The following is a 3,499-nucleotide window of genomic DNA, read 5'->3' on the forward strand; positions in this document are numbered from 1 at the left end:
GCATCCACGCTATCGTGCGCCGGTCCAAGGGTCACGCCCAGTCAGTGATCGCGATGGGTGATCTGGTGATCGACCTCGACGAGAAGATGGCCTCTGTGAACGGCAAGCGCGTTCCGCTCACGACAAATGAGTACCAGATGCTGGAACTTCTCGGTCTGCGGATGCGCATGACGATCACCAAGGAGATGTTCCTCAACCACCTCTACGGCGGCATGGACGCGCCCGAGCTGAAGATCATCGACGTGTTCATCTGCAAGCTGCGCAAGAAGCTCGCCAACGGCAGCCAGGGCAAGAACTACATCGAGACCGTCTGGGGCCGCGGCTACGTGCTGCGCGAAGGCGCACCCGAGATGCGAGCGATGGCAAGCTAAAAATCAGCAGGTAGAAGCGAAAAGTTCTAAACGTGCATTGATTTGTTGTGTTCGCTGGCGCAGATGGCTTGCTTCACTCAAGCAGGTGCGCCGTGAACGAGAACACAGGGACCATCGAGGCTGCTGCCACCGATTATTTAGAACTCACGGCTGACATCGTATCGGCCTACGTGTCCAAGAACTCGGTACGGCCTGCCGACATGGCGGAGCTGATCACCAGTACGCACGCTGCACTCACGGGGCTTGGCAATGTCGGTGCACTTGCTGCTCCTACCACTGAGAAGCTCACAGCCGCCCAGATCCGCAAGTCGATCACGCCGGACGCGCTGATCAGCTTCATCGACGGCAAGCCGTACAAGACGCTGAAGCGCCACCTCACGGGCGCCGGGATGACGATCGAGCAATACCGGGAGCACTTCGGCCTGCCGCGGGACTACCCCTCAACGGCCGCCAGCTACTCGGCGCAGCGCTCGGCGCTCGCTCACAGTTTCGGGCTGGGCCAGAAGCGCGGGGAGGCAGCTCCGAAGGTTGCTGAGTCTGCTGAGACCGTCTCCGATAAGCCGAAGCGCAGTGGTCGGCCGAGGAATGCCAAAGACGCCACTGAGGCTTAAGCTACTCGAACCAAGTCAACCCCTATGATGCGTCACTTGAACAGATCACGCAGGACCTGTTCAAGGCGGTCAACTATATCGATAGCCAAGTCACGCTCAGACTCTCGGCGCTCTTTTCGCCGCTTGCTACGGATGGGTGATCTATCACCTGGGCCAACCGATGACGGCCTCTGCTCATCTCGGCGCTGATCCTCGTCGTTCGACATACGCAACTCCCATACACGCGCCGACCTACTACCCTCCCGTCCCAAAAGTGGATGAGGATGGCCCGGTGACAAAAACCGCCTTCACCTTGAATTTTCACATAGCTACTGCAGGCCCACGGCGAGGAACTTTCCGCTCTCGTCGAGCTGCGTTCCCCAGATCATGTGTGAAGCCTGATGATCGCTCGGTCCGAACTTCAACGTCGTCCCGAGGCCAATATCAAGGTTGCCTAAAGCTTCTAGTGCGTCAGATAACCGCTCTCCGTCGATCTTCGCTCCCGGAGTCGCAGCAATACCCCTGACTGCCTCAATGAGAATTTTCGCGTCGATATACGCCTCCAACGACACATAGTCGGGCTGTTCACCGGGAAAGTACTTGGCCAGCTGCGCTTTAAAGTCGAGAACAGCTTTCGAGTATCCGCCCACGGCAGGCACCACCTGGGTGACTAGGACACCCTCACCCATCTTGTGCCCCGCCAGCGCAAGCTCCTCAGCCAGAGCCGTAGCGCCAACGGCCGACACGTCGGTGTAGATCATGTGCGGATAGAGCTGGCGGGTCAGTTTGATGAACTCAGCCGCTGGCCGATAAAGCGCCACCATCACCACCGCCTTCGGCTGGCTCTTGCGCGCTCGCAGAGCCGCGACTGCTTCGGCCACGTCGATCGTATTGCGCTTGTACGTGAGCTTCTGAGGCGGCTGCTCGTAATGCCCCTGCAGCGTGCGCAGGGCCTTCACCACTCCCGCATACCCTGCCTCACCGAACGGATCGTCCTGCGCGAACACCACGATGTCGCGCGGCTTCAGCCCACGCACGTTCACGAGGTAACGCACGACAGCCTCAGTCTCCTCGGCGTAGCTCGGCCGGTAGTTGAAGACGTATCGGTCCGGTGGCACAGCACGGACGAGGTCCGACCCGGTATAGGCGCCGAAGAACAGGAGCTTGTGGTCGAGTACCCAAGGTAGGACGGCCGCGGCGGTCGGAGTGCCGAAGTTCCCGACGAAGCCCACGACCGCGTCCTTCTCGGCCATGCGCCTGACGAGGTCCGGTGTCCGCGACGGCTCGTACCCGTCGTCGGCCGTAACGAGCTTGAGGCGGTAAGCACCGATGCCTCCCGCGTCGTTCGCGGCGTTGAACGCGGTCTCGACCCCGATCGCGAGTTGGTGACCGAACTCCTTGTTCGCGCCCGAGAACGGAGCGATCAGACCGAACCGCACCTCGCTCTTCTCAGCACTGGCGCGGCCGTAAGCCTCCCGATGATCAGCATCGACAGAATTGTAGGATCGAGTCGCGGGGGTAGAGTCTGGTGAAGGTGGACGCGCTTGCGAACCCGGTGGCTCGGATGTTGGAGCGAATCGTCCAGTGCTTGGCGGTGGGGGTTGCGCGCTTGCTGGAGCGTTGGGAAAAATGGTGGCTGCGGTCGCCAGGAGAAGCAATTTGTAGAAGAGGCCAGTTGATCTGGACATATCCGTCCTCTCCGACAATCTACTGGCGAATAGAATTGGTGGGCCCAGTTACACGCTTTCTGCGCAAGTACGTCCAGCCGAGCAATGCAAACGTTGCGGCGAGGCCACCGAGGGTCGCGCCACCCAGAAGCAGCAAAGGGGTCATATCGCAGACCGATATGACCCTTAATGCGCTTATATGGATGATATTTGCACCTGTATTTGGCACATATGCCTCTTTCCAGAGAATTCAATCCGGCAGCCTCTGAATGTCTTCGACAATGACGGATTTAATATCTTGGTTTCAGCTACGTGCTGGCATATATACTATCTAGCTATCATTAGGTAAGAAGCATATGTAAAATTTTAATTAATCAGAAATCATCCACAGGAAGCATTGTATCAGCTTGATATATCTCAGGTCTGCTTAGGGGATATAACCTCAACCACTGTTGTGGTCTCGGTACCTAGGGAGTCGAACTCCCCGCGGACGTGTGCGCCTTGGCCTGAGCTTTGTTTCTGTGGTTAATAAGCCTTATTGAGATGATGGTATTTATTTTGCTATAACCGAATTAACAGCTTATTGGCTCAATGAACTTGTCAGAATGCTTAGCCTTTACCCCTGCAAAAAAAGATCACGTCACAAAGGCATTTGCCTTGGCAATTTAGAGCCTACCAGGCTGGCAAGATCAATGCATGTAGGAAACCGCTGCCGCATCATCGCCGTTGTCGCCATCTTGATGATTGCTGGTTTTTACGCTCTTTGGCTGGTTAACTACGGCTGTAAAGTGCTGTGCTCTTTTCGAGAGAACAAGATTGATCTAGACTATCGATCAATCAGGTCTTTTCAACACTGGCTGGCGATCCCGTC

Annotated in this window: 4 protein-coding genes; 3 read left to right on the forward strand and 1 reads right to left on the reverse strand. The window is 57.0% G+C overall.

Features of this window, described 5'->3' with window-relative positions:
• Positions 1-371, forward strand: a 371-nt coding sequence (locus MKK69_RS02810) for a winged helix-turn-helix domain-containing protein (RefSeq protein WP_243965282.1), incomplete at its 5' end; no start/stop codon positions are given.
• A 92-nt stretch (positions 372-463) separates the two neighbouring features.
• Complete coding sequence (locus MKK69_RS02815; RefSeq protein ID WP_243965284.1) at positions 464-982, forward strand: MucR family transcriptional regulator; 519 nt, start codon at positions 464-466, stop codon at positions 980-982.
• Positions 983-1,290: 308 nt separating this feature from the next.
• On the opposite strand, the gene MKK69_RS02820 is transcribed toward MKK69_RS02815, so the two are convergent.
• On the reverse strand, positions 1,291-2,400 hold the full coding sequence (locus tag MKK69_RS02820) for an ABC transporter substrate-binding protein (RefSeq protein ID WP_243965286.1): 1,110 nt from the start codon (positions 2,398-2,400) through the stop codon (positions 1,291-1,293).
• A gap of 833 nt (positions 2,401-3,233) precedes the next feature.
• On the opposite strand from MKK69_RS02820, the gene MKK69_RS02825 reads away from it, so the two are divergent.
• A partial coding sequence (locus MKK69_RS02825; protein WP_243965287.1) for a hypothetical protein occupies positions 3,234-3,499 on the forward strand: 266 nt, incomplete at its 3' end.

The sequence above is a fragment of the Methylobacterium sp. J-026 genome (assembly GCF_022829585.1).
Taxonomy (GTDB): Bacteria; Pseudomonadota; Alphaproteobacteria; order Rhizobiales; family Beijerinckiaceae; genus Methylobacterium.